Genomic DNA, 12872 nt, shown 5'->3' with positions numbered 1-12872 from the left:
CTGTGCAACGTCGGGGCCGCCTCCGCTGTGCCCGCAGGCGCCCGTCGCGCCTGTCACAACACTGATTCCGGCATCAGAACACCCGAATTGTCCCTACGCTGAGGGGATGGACGATGCCCGTCGCGCAGCCGCCGAGTTCCTCGGCACGCTGCTGCTGGTCTTCTTCGGCGTCGGCGCCGCCGTCGCCGCGAGGGTCCAGGGTGGTGTGGTGGTGGTCGCGCTGGCCTTCGGGTTCGCCATGCTCGCCCTGGTCTACATGATCGGCCCGCTGTCCGGCAGCCACGTCAACCCGGCGGTGACGCTCGGCGTGCTGCTCTCCGGAAAGATCTCGGTGCTCGGTGCGGTGGCCTACTGGATCGCGCAGTTCGCCGGTGCGACGGTGGCCGCCTTCATCCTCTGGGCGCTGACCCGCTGGGGTGACGTGGCGGACCAGACCGGAGCGCTGGGCTCGAACGGGTACGGCGCGCACATCAACAGGGGCGGTGCGGCCGTCCTGGAGATCGTGCTTACCTTCCTCTTCGTGCTTGTCGTCCTCGTGGTGACAAGTCGCAGCGAGAATCCGGGCACCGCCGGGGTGGCCATCGGGCTGGCCCTGGCCGCGACGCAACTGGTCGGCGTGACGCTTACCGGCGCCGCGGTCAACCCGGCCCGCGCCTTCGGCCCGGCCGTCTTCGAGGGCGGCGTAGCGCTGCGTCAACTCTGGGTGTTCATCGTCTTCCCGCTGCTCGGCGGGGCACTCGCCGCGCTTGTGGCACCCCTGGCCATGGGGGCGCAGCGGCACTACTGGGGCGGGCACGACAAGTCCGTGGGTCGACCGCCGGAACCCGAACGGCAATAACTTTCGGCCCAACCTCTTTCCCGGCGAATATTTGCGTGGCAGCATCGGCGCATGCATCGCCGTCTCTTTCCGCGAGCCCTCGCGCTGATCGCGCTTGTCGCCGCCGCGGCCACCGCCGGCGCGCCCGGCGCCACAGCCGAGTCGCCCACCCCCGCGACGACCCGGCTGCGCGCCACGATCGACGCGATCCTCGCCGACAACCGGCTGGCCGGCGCACAGGCGTCGGTGGTCGTCGTCGACACCAGCACGGGGCAGACCCTCTACGACCGCAACGGCGAGCGGCGCCTGATCCCGGCCTCGAACACCAAGCTGCTGACCTCGACTGCCGCCATGGAGCTGCTCGGCCCCGGGCACCGGTTCACCACCGACGTGCAGACCACCGGCAAGCGTCGCGGCGGGTTGCTCTCCGGCAACCTCTACCTGCGCGGCGGCGGCGACCCGACAATGCTGGCGGCCGACTACGACGCGCTCGCCGCGCAGGTCGCCGCCGACGGCGTCCGGGTGGTCACCGGCAACCTGATCGCCGACGACACCCGCTACGACCACACCCGGCTCGGCCCCGACTGGACCTGGGACGACGAGCCCTACTACTACGCCGGCCAGGTCTCCGCGCTCACCGTCGCACCGGACACCGACTACGACGCGGGCACCGTGATCGTGCACGCCGCCCCGGCCGACCGGGCCGGGGGCAGGCCTGTGGTGAGCACCACCCCCGCCACCGGCTACCTGCGGATCGACAACCGGGCCGAGACGGTGAGCCAGGGCGAGACCTCGATCTCGATCGAGCGCGAGCACGGCGGCAACACGATCGTGGTGACCGGCCAGATCGCCGTCGGCGGCGAGCCCGCCAGCGACTGGGTGACCGTCTGGGAGCCCACCGGCTACGCGGCCGACGTGTTCCGGGCCGCGCTGCACCGACACGGCGTACGGGTGCTCGGCCGGACGGTGCTCGGCCAGCCGACCCCGGAGACGGCCCACCCGGTGGCCCGGCACGACTCGATGAGACTGGGTGAGCTGATGACGCCGTTCCTCAAGCTCTCCAACAACGGGCACGCCGAGGTGTTGACCAAGGAGATCGGCCGGGTGCTGTCCGGCTCGGGCACCTGGTCCGCCGGACTCACCGCGATCAGCGAGTACGTCGCCGACACCGGAATGGACACCGGCACGCTGCGCCAGCGTGACGGCTCCGGGCTGTCTCGGCGCAACCTGGTGCCGGCGACGGAGTTCGTCGACCTGCTGGCCGCCGTCCGGGCCGAGCCCTGGTTCCCCACCTGGTACGCCTCGCTGCCCATCGCCGGGCAGCCCGAGCGGTTCGTCGGCGGCACGCTGCGCAGCCGAATGGCCGGCACCCCGGCGGCCGGCAACGTGCACGCCAAGACCGGCAGCCTGACCGGCGTGTCCGGCCTCTCCGGCTACGTCACCACCGCCGACGGCCGACTGCTGGCGTTCTCGATCCTGCTGAACAACTACCTGACGGCGTCGGTCAAGACGCTTGAGGACCAGATCGCCGTGGCGCTGGCTGGCCATCGCGAGGGCGGCGCGAGCACGGCACGGGTGGCACCGCCCTCGGTGCCGGAGACGCCGCGTACCCCGGAGGGCGTGGAGTGCTCCTGGGTCAAGCCGATCACCTGCTGATCGGTGGTGGGGGGGCACGTGCCCCCGCCACCGATCAGGCCGGGCGGTCCGGAGTGGGGGGCACCGCCGCGGGGTCGCCGCGCTCGATGAGCGCGGCGATCTCGGCGGCCCGCAGCCCGCGCAGCGCCAGCACCTGGGTGCCCCAGCGGTGCAGGCGACACGGGTGCGGGTTGGCGTCGTTGCGGCAGATCACCCCGCCGGACCACCGCCGGGGCGCGTGGACCACCACCGCTCGCACCGCGAACTGGGCGTCCTCGCCCGTCACGTACGGCGGCAGGGGGATGTCGCGGAGCACCTCCCCGGGCACCTCATCGGCGCCGGAGGAGACGGCGGGACGGACGCGGTGGGCGGTGCTGCTCATCTGCGCTGCCTCCACAGTGGATGGCTGGACGGGGACAGCAGAAAGTTACGACGTCATCGACCGAGCGCGACGGACAAACTGTCCCGACTCGTGGACACGGACACGCGACAGGCACCGTCAGCGCAGCGCGACGGCCTGGAGGCCGACGTTGCCGCAGTGCTCGGTGAATACCTTCTCGACTGTCCACGTCAACACCAGCCGGGCGCCTCGGGGCAGGTCGAACCGGATGGTGAACTGGGCGCTCTGGCTGGTGTACGGGTCCTCCAGCCCCACCGTGCTGACCGGCCCTCCGGTGGACAGCCGCGCGTCCAGTCGACCGCGCGCCATCCAGATCCCGGCGTAGAGCTGGACGATGCGCGGCTCACCGCTGCCGGCTATCGCGAGGCTGAAACCGTTGCCGACGCCGCAGGTGTAGACACCGTCCGGGCTGCCGCCGACGGACCGCTCGGGCGCACCGTCGGACCAGCGGACGACCTCCTGGTTGCCGTCCCAGCCGACCCGGTCGCCCTTTCCGCCCGCGTCGACGATCTCACCCGAGCCGGAGCGTTTGCGGACTGTCGAGTTGCCGCCACGCAGCCCCCAGTGCATCCAGTCCCGGGTGCCCACGGCGCTGAGGTCGATCTCGGCGGGCGCCTCCGCCCTGCTCACCGAGAGCGTCGGCGCGGCCGGCGACCCCGGCGGTCGGGCGGGCGGCGGAGCGGGCGGGCTGGCCGACGAAGGCTCGGGCGAGGGCTGGCGCTCCCGGGGGCGCAGGCCCGGCGTCGCCGGCCCCGCCTCGTTGGTACGCCCTTCCGCGCCGGGAAGGCCGGTCGGGCGGCCGGCACCGGCGGGCACGCCACCCGGCCCCCCGCCCGGGTCGTCCCCCGGCTTCGGGGCGGCATGTGTGCCGAGGTACGAACCCAGGACGACAAGACACACGAGTGCGGCGATCCCCTCCAGCGCCCAGCGCCGCCGCCGGCGGACACGGGCGAGCCTGCGCAGCGCGCTGCGGGTCCGCGCGGCGTCGACGGCGTGTGACCGGTGCGACGCCGGTCGGGTGGTCGGCTCACTTTCGGCCCGTGACTGCGCCCGCGTGCGGTCCTCGTCCGCCACCGACCCCTCCACTCCGCCGCCTGACCGCCATCGGCCGCGGCGGACCGCACCGTCCACTGTGGGCCGTTTCACGTTTGCACCGGCGTGGTCGACACGCTAGATCCGGACGGGTGGGTGTGTCCAGTCCGGAACCGGACGGTATCGGACAGTCGGACCCGGGCCCGATCGGCCTTTCGAGGGCGAGCGCCAGGCGTCAGCCGACCCGGAAGCCGAGCGCCTGCGCGATGACCACCGCCTGCTCGACGTCCACCATCGCGCCGGCCCGTTCCACAGTCGTCGGGTCCAGCGCGGTCAGGTCGCTGCGCCGCAGGTCAGCGCCCCCGAGGCGGCACTTCTGCAACTGCGCGCCGGAGAGGTCGACGCCGGCCACCGTGGCATCTGTCAGGTTGGCGCCGCTCAGGTCGGCCTCGCGCATCCGCACGCCACTCAACCAGGCGCCACGCAGGTCCGCGCCGGGCAGCGCGACGAACGACCAGTCGCCACCGTCGACCCGCAGCGGACGAAGCTGACACTCGACGAATGTGCTGCCGACCATCTTGCAGCCGATGAACTGGGCCTCGAAGAAGTTGCACCGCTTGAAGACACAGCGGGTGAAGGCCGAATCCTGGTGCCGGGACGCGTTGAACAACACGTTGCCGAACGTGCACCCGGTGAAGACCGCGCCGCGCGTGACCGCCTCGGTCAGGTCCACCTCGAAGAACTCACAGCCGACGAAGTGCCTGTCGGCCAACTCCTCGCCGTACCAGTCTTCGTGGCGGAACGTCACACTCTCGGTCAACTCCGGCATCCGGCCAGGCTAGTACCACCCACCGACGGCAGGGCGCCGACTCAGCCCGGACACCCCCTTCCGACACCGCGGTACTGCCAAGTAGGTTCGGCGGCGTGAGTGTGGCTCGAAGCAGGGACCCAGATCAGCTCGGCTTCGACCCGGCGCGGCTCGCGCGGATCGACGAGCACTTCGGCGCTTACGTCGACGACGGTCGGCTCGCCGGCTGGCAGGTGGTGGTCACCCGGCGCGGCGAAGTGGCGCACTCCTCGACGTACGGGCTGCGGGACCGGGAGTCGGGTGCCCCGGTCGAGGCCGACACGCTCTGGCGGATCTACTCGATGACCAAGCCGGTCACCTCGGTCGCGGCCATGATGCTGTGGGAGGAGGGCCGCTTCGAGCTGACCGACGAGATCAGCCGCTGGCTGCCCGAGTTCGCCGACCTGCGGGTCTATTCGAAGGGCTCGACGCTCAAGCCGTACACCGTGCCGGCGACCGAGCCGATCCGGATCTGGCACCTGCTCACCCACACGTCCGGCCTGACGTACGGCTTCATGCAGACGTCAGTGGTCGACGGGCTCTACCGGGCGGCCGGCTACGACCTGTACCCGCCGAGGGACGTCGACCTGGCCGCCGCCTGCGCGGTGTTCGGCGAGCTGCCGCTGCTCTTCCAGCCCGGCACCGCCTGGGGCTACTCGGTCGCCACCGACGTGCTCGGCCGGCTGATCGAGGTGGTCTCCGGGCAGAGCCTCGACGCGTTCTTCGCCGACCGGATCTTCGGCCCGCTGGGCATGACCGACACCCGCTGGTGGGTCGAGGGCGACGAGGCCGACCGGTTGGCCACGCTCTACGCGCCGGACCCGCGCAACGGCCAGGCGGCCCGCTACGACCAGCTCGGCTCGATCGCGCACTACAAGCCCATCCTGCACTCCGGTGGCGGCGGCCTGATCTCCAGCGCCGCCGACTACCACAGGTTCACCCAGTTCCTGCTGCGCGGCGGCGAGTTGGACGGCGTACGCCTGCTCGGGCCGCGCACGGTGCGTTTCATGACCCGCAACCACCTGCCCGGCGGGCAGGACCTGGGCACCCTGTCCACCGGCGGCTTCGCCGAGACCACCCTCGACGGGATCGGGTTCGGCCTCGGTTTCGCTGTGGTCGACGACCCGATTCCCAGCCGGGTGCCGAGCAGCGTCGGCGAATATTACTGGGGTGGAGTGGCAAGCACGGCGTTCTGGGTGGACCCGGCCGAGGAGATCACCGCGCTCCTGTTCACCCAACTGATGCCGTCGAGCACCTACCCGCTGCGCTCCCAGCTGCGCCAACTGGTCTACGCCGCGCTTGTCGACTGACCGGGCCGGCGGTCAGTCGGCGAGCCGGGCCGGGAAACCGCCGGTGGCGATCGGCCCCCAGGCGTCGATGGTGACGCGGATCAGCGACTTGCCCTGGCGCACCATCGCCGCCCGGTAGTCGTCCCAGTCCGGGTGCTCGCCGGAGATGCTGCGGAAGTATTCGACAAGCGGCTCCAGCGCCTCGGGCAGGTCCAGCACCTCTGCGGTGCCGTCGACCTGCACCCAGGGGCCGTTCCAGTCGTCGGAGAGCACGCAGGCCGACACCCGGGGGTCGCGGCGGATGTTCGCCACCTTGGCCCGCTCCGGGTAGGTGGAGATGACAAGCCGGCCCTGAGCGTCGATGCCCGCGGAGACCGGGGACGACTGCGGGCGACCGTCGGCCCGGGTGGTCATCAGCACGACGCGGTGCCGTGAGCGGAGGAAGTCGAGCAGGGCGTCCCGGTCGGCCCGGGTGTTCGTCGCGATGCTGGGTGCCATGACTCCCGTTCCTACCAGGGTCGGGGCGGGCCGGCGGCGGCGGGTCAGCGAGGGCGGGCGGCGGCGCGGGGCACCGCCTGGGTGGGCACGCGGGGCCGGCCGGTCGGCCGCCAGGCCCGGCCGCTGGCGTAGATCACCCGAAAGCCGAGGTACGAGGCGAGCGGCGCCCAGTGCGCCGAGCCCATCCGCAGTTCGGCGGCATTGTGCCGCTGCCCATTGACCAATATGTCCAGCAGGACGGTTTCGAAGGCCGCCGATTCAACCCAGTCGACTTCCCGGGTAAAACCGCAGATCAGGGCCGCTCCGGTGACGTCCAGGAACTCGCGCAGCACCGCGTCGGAGGCGCGCAGGACGGAGCAGCTGCCGAAATAGAGTCGGCGGCCGTCGCAGCGACCGGCCATCAGCTCGGCCACCTCGTCCAACCCCACCGACTCCCGGTCGGTGAGGCAGAGTCGGCTCGGCTCGCCGTGCATGGCGAAGAAGCCGACGCGGTGGTCGGCGTACTGCTTGAGCAGCCAGCGGTCCAGGAAGTAGAACAGCTCGTCCCGGGTGGCCGCGCCCTTGTGGATGTAGCGGATCTTGCCGAGCCGTTCGAGGAGTTCGAGGGTCGGCAGCACGGAACCCCTGTCGTTGAGGTCGCGGTGCCACTGACCCTCGACACAGAAGACGCCACCGCGTGCCACTCGCACCTCCGCCAGTCCGCCGCTCGCGCTGACGTTACCGGGCACCACCGACCTCGGGACATCGCCCCGGCTGTGACTGATTGCGACGTTCGGTCGGGTTGACGTATGCCCGGGGTGATCCGGGGTGAATGGCTGTTTCGCAAATGGGCGTATTCCCAGGCAGTACCCAGGAACGGCAAATCGCGAGGACAATTCTCGTTAATTGCCGCCAACCGCCTTGATCGGTGCGAGGGTGGAAATCACGGGACGTCCCGGCCGATGTCCCGGCAGCCACCCCATTCGCTCTCCTATCGGGAGGACTTCTGTGCGCGTAAACACCTTGAAGCGAGCTGCTGTCGCTTTCGCCCTGGCTCTGCCCGGGGTAGCGATCGCCACGGTGGTCGCCGCGCCAGCGGCGCACGCGGACGCCTGCTACACCTGGAACCGCAACCTCTACCAGGGCCGCTCGGGCGACGACGTCCGCCAGTTGCAGATCCGGGTCGCCGGCTGGGCTGGCAACCGGAACATCGTGGAGAACGACGGCCGCTACGGCCCGAAGACCGCCGCCGCGGTCAAGCGGTTCCAGCAGGCGTACGGGCTGCGGGCCGACGGCGTCGCCGGCCCGCAGACCTACGCCAAGCTGTACCAACTCCAGGACAACGACTGCACGCCCGCGCACTTCACCTACAACGAGTTGGACAACGGCTGCGGCGGCAGCGGGTGGAGCGGCGGCCCCCTGTCGGCGGCCCAGACCAAGCAGAACGCGCTGCGCACGATGTGGAAGCTGGAGGCGCTGCGCAAGAGCCTCGGCGACAAGCCGCTCTACGTGTCCAGCGGGTACCGCAGTCGGGCCTGCAACGACCGGGTGGGCGGCGCGTCGGACAGCCAGCACCTCTACGGCAACGCCGCCGACGTCACCTCGCGGACGTCATCGCTGTGCCAGATCGCCCGCACCGCCCGCAACCACGGCTTCAGCGGGATCTACGGGCCGGGCTACCCCGACCACGACGACCACGTGCACGTCGACTCGCGCCGGGAGAACAACAGCGACCGCAGCTCGAACACCACGAGCTGGTCCGCCCCCGACTGCGGGGTCAACAACTGAGCGACCGGCCAGAGCGACGCCGGCCCGGCGCGGTGGGGAACCTCCGCATCGGGCCGGCGTCGTGTCGCCCCGGGCTGGGCGGGCGGGGGTAGCGCCGCTCAGCTCGCCCGAGGCCAGCGCGGCGCGGTGACGGGGGGAGTCACCGGCCGGGCAGCGGCGGTGGGTCGTACCCCGGGGGGAGCGACCCGCGCGGCCTGGTGTCGCGCCGGCGGCCCGGCGCGCCCGGCGCTCGGGGCCGGGTAGCCGGCGCTCGCCGTCGCCGGCCGGGTGCCGGCGGGGCGCGCGGGCGACGGCCCGGTCGCGGTGAACGGGAAGGGTACGTGCACGAACGGGTTACCGTGCCGGATCAGCGCCTCGATCTGCCGCTCGTTGAGCCCGTGGGTCTCCAGCACCCGCCGCCCCCACCTGTGCAACCGGCAGGGGTAGGAGGCGCCGTCGTTGCGGCACAGCGGCCCGGTCGGCCACTCCTCGGCGGTGTGCACGACCACCGCCCGGACCGCGAGCCGGACATCCTCCGGGGTCAGAGGCGCCGGCATCGGCACCTCACCCAGTACCTGATCGATGGGATCCGTCGACTGCTCACCAACTCGCACGGCAGGCCTCCCGCAGTTCGGCAGCGGTACGGCGGACCTACCGCACCGACATCCTCAGCCAGTGGTACGGCCGACACCTGACGAAAGTTCAAATCCGGTACGCGGTAAGCAGTTCCACCTCTGATACTTCCAAGTCCGGAACCCTCACGAATGAGCGTGTCGGTGCTTCACCGCCGACGAGGCCGCCTCAGACCAGGCCGGCGTCGTGCACCAGCAGGGCCACCTGGACCCGGTTGTTGAGGTCGAGCCGGGTCAGCAGGCGAGAGACGTACGCCTTCACCGTGGCCACGCTCATGAACAACTCCCCCGCGATCTCCGCGTTGGTGCGGCCCCGGCCCACCGCGACCGCTACCTGCCGCTCCCGCTCGCTGAGGCCGGTGAGCAGCCGCAGCGCCCGCTCCCGGCGCGGGTCCGGGCCGACCGGGCTGGGGGCGGCGGCTGTCACGTGGTCGATGAGCGTCCGGGTCACCGTCGGGGAGAGCGTCGCCTCACCGGCGGCGACCCGGCGCACCGCGCGCACGATCTCCGCTGGCGGGGTGTCCTTGAGCAGGAAACCGGCGGCCCCGGCGCGCAGCGCCCGCAGCACCTGCTCGTCGGCGTCGAAGGTGGTCAGCACCAGCACCTCCGGCGGGTGCGGCTGGGCGCGCAGCAACTCGGTGGCGGTCAGCCCGTCCACCCGGGGCATCCGGATGTCCATCAGCACCACGTCCGGGGCGTACGCGGCCACCGCTGCCGGCACCTCGCCGCCGTCGGCCGCCTCGCCCACCACCCGCAGGTCCGGCAGGCCGCCGAGGATCATCGAGAGTCCGGCCCGGACCAGCGCGTCGTCATCCACGATCAGCACCCGCACCGCAGCGGTGGGCGAATCGGCCCTGTCGCCAGCCCCGCCCGTGGGACCAGCCCCGCCGGACGGCCCGGTCACGCCGGCCACGGCAGCCACGCGGCCAACCGGAAGTCGCCCGTGTCGTCGCGCCCGTACGCGAGCCGGCCGCCGGCCAGGGTGACCCGTTCGGTGATGCCGACCAGCCCGGTGCCGGCGCCGGGCAACTCGCCCCCGGTGGGCGGGCCCACCGGCCACCGGTTGGAGATCACCACGGTCAGCCCGGTGCCCGGCCCGCCGGCCACCTCCACGTCGACGGTCGCGCCGGCCGCGTGCTTGCGGGCGTTGGTAAGCCCCTCCTGCACGATCCGGTACGCGGCCCGGCCCAGTGCCGCCGGAACCGTGCCCGGGCTGGCGGCGGTGTCGCTGACGTTGACCCGTACCCCGGCCGCCCGCGACTCGGCGATAAGTGACGGCAGGTCGGCGAGGGTGGGCTGTGGCGGCTCCGGGGCGTCGCTGCCGCCGTCCCCCTCGGCCCGGAGCACCCCGATGACCTCCCGCAGGTCCTGTAGGGCGGCGCGTGCGCTGTCCCGGATCACCCCGGCCGCCCGGGCCACCTCGTCCGAGGGCGCGTCGGGGCGGAACTCCAACGCGCCGGCGTGCAGGCTGAGCAGGGAGATCCGGTGGGCCAGCACGTCGTGCATCTCGCGGGCGATCCGGGTGCGTTCGAGGTGTCGGGCCTGGGCGACCCGGAGCTGCTGCTCGGCCTCGGCCCGCTCGGCCCGGTCCCGCAGCGACACGATCAACTGCCGCCGGGCGCGGACGAACATTCCCCAGGCCAGCACGGCGAAGGTGATCACCACGCCCCAAGCCACCGTCCCCCAGTACGGCATGGCCGGATCCGGACGACTCCAGCTGAAGACCAGGTTGGTGAGGAGACCGGCCCCGGTCACCGCCACCGCCACGGCGGTCCGCCGGTGCACCACGACGGTGAAATAGAAGATCAACAGCGGGATGGAGGCGGCCATCGAGAACAGGTTCAACGGCAGCGTCGCCGCCGCCAACCCGAGCGGCCACCGCCTGCGGAACCAGAGCAGCCCGCAGCAGACCAGACCGATCAGCGCGTCCACGCCGACCATCCAGTCGTGCGGCAGCGGGACCGCCGTCTGCGGGTCGGGCGACAGCGCGTCCCCGGTGGCGTACAGCACCCAGATGAGCCCGAGCAGGAACGCGAGGCTGTCCACCACCCAGTCACGGGTGGTGCGGCGCGGACGCGCACGCTCGGGCTCCGCCGGCACCACCAGCTCCCCCGGCAGCAGCCAGGGGTGCTCCGGGACGGCGATGCTGGTCACGCGCCCATGCTAGGCAGCATCGGGCCCCGACAACCAGCTACCAAAGTCGAGTTCCGATGATCGACCAAGGTCGGCGCGGCACCGACCGCCGGCCGCAGCGGATGGCCGGGCGGCGCGGACACACTCGACGACATGATCACCGTGGAGAACCTCACCAAGCGGTACGGGCCGCACCCGGCCGTGGACGACGTGTCGTTCCAGTGCGAACCAGGCACCGTCACCGGCTTCCTCGGGCCCAACGGGGCCGGCAAGTCCACCACCATGCGGATGATCTGCGGGCTCACCGCGCCGACCGCCGGCCGCGCCACCGTCTCCGGGCTCCCCTACCGGGACCTGCCCAACCCGGGGCGGGAGGTCGGGGTGCTGCTGGACGCCTCCGCCCAGCACGCCGGGCGCACCGGCCGCGAGGCGCTGACGCTGTCCGCGTACACGATGGGTCTGGGCCGGCGGGAGGTCGCCGCGAAGCTCGACCTGGTCGGGTTGAACGCGGTGGCCGCCAAGCGGCGGGTGAAGGCGTACTCGTTGGGTATGCGTCAGCGGCTCGGGCTGGCGCACGCGCTGCTCGGCGACCCCCGGGTGTTGATCCTCGACGAGCCGGCCAACGGCCTGGACCCGGAGGGGATCTTCTGGATGCGCGGGCTGCTGCGCGACTTCGCCGACCGGGGCGGCACGGTGCTGCTCTCCTCCCACCTGCTGCGGGAGGTGGAGGCGGTCGCGGACCGGCTGGTGGTGATCGGGGGCGGCCGGATCGTGGCTCAGGGCGACAAGAGCGAGCTGTTGGCCGCCGGCGGGACGGTGGTCCGGGCCCGCGACGGCGCGGCGCTGCGCCGGGCGCTGGAAGCGGCCGACCTGACCGCCGCCGACAGCGCGGACGGCCTGCTGGTGCAGGCCGACGCCGAGGTGGTCGGCCAGGCCGCGGCCGACGCCGGCGTCGCGCTGGCCGAGCTGCGCCCCGCCACTGGCGGCGGCCTCGAACAGCTGTTCCTCACCCTGACCGCCGGCGAAACCACAAAGGAGGCCGTCCGATGACCACCACCACCGCGCCCGCGGCCGGCGCCGTCGCACCCCCGCAGCACGCTCCGGTACGCCGACCGTCGCTGCTTCGTCTCACCGGCGTCGAGCTGCGCAAACTCGTCGACACCCGGGCCGGACGCTGGCTGCTGATCACCATCGGTCTGGTTTCCGCCGCGATCGTCGTCCTCCTGCTGATCTTCGGGGAGGACGCCGAACTGACATTCGTCACCTTCTTCGTTCCGTCGCTGCTGCCGGTCAGCGTGCTCCTGCCGGTGCTGGGCATCCTGTCGATCACCAGCGAGTGGTCGCAGCGCACCGCCCTCACCACGTACGCGCTTGTGCCCCGACGGGAGCGGGTGGTGGCCGCGAAGCTGATCGCTGTGGTGCTGGCCGCGCTCGCCTCGCTGGTTGCCATCCTGGGCGTCGCCGCCGTCGGGACGCTTGTGGCGTCGTCCAGCGGCGGCGCGGGCACCTGGGACGCCGACGGGTCGCTGATCCTGCACGCGGGGGTCGTCCAGGTCGCCAGCGTTCTCATGGGCGCCGCCTTCGGCCTGCTGCTGCTCAACCCGCCGCTGACAATCGTCGGCTACCTGCTGCTGCCGACCCTCTGGACGGTGCTCAGCCAGTTGGTAAGGCCCTTGCGGGGTCCGTCCGGCTGGCTGGACACTAGCCAGACCATGGAGCCGTTCTTCACCAGCGACGTCACGGGCGAACAGTGGGCACGGCTGGGAGTCTCCCTGCTGCTCTGGCTGGTCCTGCCGCTGGCCCTCGGAATGGTCCGGACGATCCGCCGGGAGGTGTCCTGACC

The 12872-nt window shown here is 72.1% G+C and carries 14 protein-coding genes; 6 read left to right on the top strand and 8 right to left on the bottom strand.

The genetic code is table 11. The features are described 5' to 3' along the window. Positions 1–106: 106 nt before the first annotated feature. A complete protein-coding gene (locus ACFY2Q_RS06665; RefSeq protein ID WP_387128175.1) occupies positions 107–838 on the top strand; it encodes an MIP/aquaporin family protein in 732 nt (243 codons plus the stop codon). A 51-nt stretch (positions 839–889) separates the two neighbouring features. Beyond that, a complete protein-coding gene (gene dacB, locus ACFY2Q_RS06660) occupies positions 890–2473 on the top strand; it encodes a D-alanyl-D-alanine carboxypeptidase/D-alanyl-D-alanine-endopeptidase (protein ID WP_387128174.1) in 1584 nt (527 codons plus the stop codon). A 34-nt stretch (positions 2474–2507) separates the two neighbouring features. Here dacB and ACFY2Q_RS06655 read toward each other — a convergent pair whose 3' ends face one another. The 3 genes from ACFY2Q_RS06655 to ACFY2Q_RS06645 form a co-directional block, all read right to left on the bottom strand. Further along, positions 2508–2834: a hypothetical protein gene (locus tag ACFY2Q_RS06655; RefSeq protein WP_387128173.1), complete on the bottom strand. Its 327-nt coding sequence runs from the start codon at positions 2832–2834 to the stop codon at positions 2508–2510. Between the two features lie 117 nt (positions 2835–2951). Continuing rightward, positions 2952–3926 carry a hypothetical protein gene (locus ACFY2Q_RS06650; RefSeq protein ID WP_387128172.1) on the bottom strand — a complete coding sequence of 325 codons (975 nt, stop codon included), beginning with the start codon at positions 3924–3926 and terminating at the stop codon, positions 2952–2954. 193 nt (positions 3927–4119) lie between these two features. Continuing rightward, positions 4120–4713, bottom strand: coding sequence for a pentapeptide repeat-containing protein (locus ACFY2Q_RS06645; protein WP_387128171.1), 594 nt, complete (start codon positions 4711–4713; stop codon positions 4120–4122). Positions 4714–4808: 95 nt separating this feature from the next. Between ACFY2Q_RS06645 and ACFY2Q_RS06640 the strand changes: the two genes are divergently transcribed. Further along, positions 4809–6041, top strand: a complete 1233-nt coding sequence (locus tag ACFY2Q_RS06640) for a serine hydrolase domain-containing protein (RefSeq protein WP_387128170.1) — start codon at positions 4809–4811, stop codon at positions 6039–6041. A 12-nt stretch (positions 6042–6053) separates the two neighbouring features. Here ACFY2Q_RS06640 and ACFY2Q_RS06635 read toward each other — a convergent pair whose 3' ends face one another. Both ACFY2Q_RS06635 and ACFY2Q_RS06630 read right to left on the bottom strand, forming a co-directional pair. After that, positions 6054–6518 (bottom strand): PPOX class F420-dependent oxidoreductase, encoded by a 465-nt coding sequence (locus ACFY2Q_RS06635; protein ID WP_387128169.1) that lies wholly within the window; start codon positions 6516–6518, stop codon positions 6054–6056. Positions 6519–6562: 44 nt separating this feature from the next. Continuing rightward, entirely contained in the window at positions 6563–7201 is a 639-nt protein-coding gene (locus ACFY2Q_RS06630) for a DUF6642 family protein (protein ID WP_387128168.1), read from the bottom strand. Positions 7202–7505: 304 nt separating this feature from the next. On the opposite strand from ACFY2Q_RS06630, the gene ACFY2Q_RS06625 reads away from it, so the two are divergent. Then, positions 7506–8285: a D-Ala-D-Ala carboxypeptidase family metallohydrolase gene (locus ACFY2Q_RS06625; protein ID WP_387128167.1), complete on the top strand. Its 780-nt coding sequence runs from the start codon at positions 7506–7508 to the stop codon at positions 8283–8285. A 98-nt stretch (positions 8286–8383) separates the two neighbouring features. Here the strand turns inward: ACFY2Q_RS06625 and ACFY2Q_RS06620 are convergent, their stop codons facing one another. The 3 genes from ACFY2Q_RS06620 to ACFY2Q_RS06610 form a co-directional block, all read right to left on the bottom strand. Beyond that, positions 8384–8821 (bottom strand): hypothetical protein, encoded by a 438-nt coding sequence (locus tag ACFY2Q_RS06620; protein ID WP_387128166.1) that lies wholly within the window; start codon positions 8819–8821, stop codon positions 8384–8386. Positions 8822–9065: 244 nt separating this feature from the next. Then, complete coding sequence (locus ACFY2Q_RS06615) at positions 9066–9818, bottom strand: response regulator (protein ID WP_387128165.1); 753 nt, start codon at positions 9816–9818, stop codon at positions 9066–9068. Further along, positions 9797–11050, bottom strand: a complete 1254-nt coding sequence (locus tag ACFY2Q_RS06610; RefSeq protein ID WP_387128164.1) for a sensor histidine kinase — start codon at positions 11048–11050, stop codon at positions 9797–9799. The genes ACFY2Q_RS06615 and ACFY2Q_RS06610 overlap by 22 nt, the downstream gene beginning before the upstream one ends. 132 nt (positions 11051–11182) lie before the next feature. Between ACFY2Q_RS06610 and ACFY2Q_RS06605 the strand changes: the two genes are divergently transcribed. Further along, a complete protein-coding gene (locus tag ACFY2Q_RS06605; RefSeq protein WP_387128163.1) occupies positions 11183–12079 on the top strand; it encodes an ABC transporter ATP-binding protein in 897 nt (298 codons plus the stop codon). Continuing rightward, the gene (locus ACFY2Q_RS06600; protein ID WP_387128162.1) at positions 12076–12870 is read left to right on the top strand and encodes an ABC transporter permease; all 795 of its coding nucleotides are present in this window, start codon (positions 12076–12078) and stop codon (positions 12868–12870) included. The genes ACFY2Q_RS06605 and ACFY2Q_RS06600 overlap by 4 nt, the downstream gene beginning before the upstream one ends. Positions 12871–12872 lie beyond the last annotated feature (2 nt).

The organism is Micromonospora sp. NPDC000316, assembly GCF_042898885.1.
GTDB lineage: Bacteria > Actinomycetota > Actinomycetes > Mycobacteriales > Micromonosporaceae > Micromonospora.
Note: the sequence above shows the minus strand (reverse complement) of the source record. Positions and strands in the feature narration are given on the sequence as shown.